Source organism: Bartonella sp. AD13SXNS (assembly GCF_042196465.1).
GTDB lineage: Bacteria > Pseudomonadota > Alphaproteobacteria > Rhizobiales > Rhizobiaceae > Bartonella.
Genome location: NZ_JBHIQI010000127.1, coordinates 1 through 532, shown reverse-complemented (window position 1 = coordinate 532; position 532 = coordinate 1). Strand labels below are relative to the sequence as shown.

Sequence of the window (532 nt, the reverse complement as noted above, 5' to 3'; positions counted from 1 at the left end):
AAAAACCAACTTTCTTAAATCTATGCTGATAAGTGACATCTCCATGAAGAGAAAGTTTTGATGAGAGACGGGCATTAAACCCAACTCCTGCTTCCAAAGAAGAACCAAAGGAACCTAACTGAAAATCTTTTTTAAAAGAAACAAATTGCTTATCGTCAAAACTATGCAAATAAGAAAGCTTACTATAAAATGAAACGACACGTCCCTCTTCAGCAACATTAAACGTCTTGCTTAAACGCCCACCAACACGCCCCACCCATTGATGAAATTTGCCTAAATCAACATCAAGATTATCAACATCACACGCCTGATTAAATTGAAGATGCTGATAAACAACCTGAACCTGCGGATCAAAAACAACACCTTTATGGCCTATTGCAAACGTTCTACCACTCGTTAAAGAACCACTAAACTGCTTACCCTTTAACGCAACAACCTTGCCCCGTGCAAGGGTCAAAACATCTCCCTTAAAAAGGCCATATGATAACACCCCATCCATATAAAAACCGGTATCATGCTGCAAACTTCCATA

The 532-nt window shown here is 38.9% G+C and carries 1 protein-coding gene; it reads right to left on the bottom strand.

The window, feature by feature from the left end; genetic code table 11:
* Window positions 1–532, bottom strand: a 532-nt coding sequence (locus tag ACFIMQ_RS09755; protein WP_375703968.1) for an autotransporter outer membrane beta-barrel domain-containing protein, incomplete at both ends; no start/stop codon positions are given.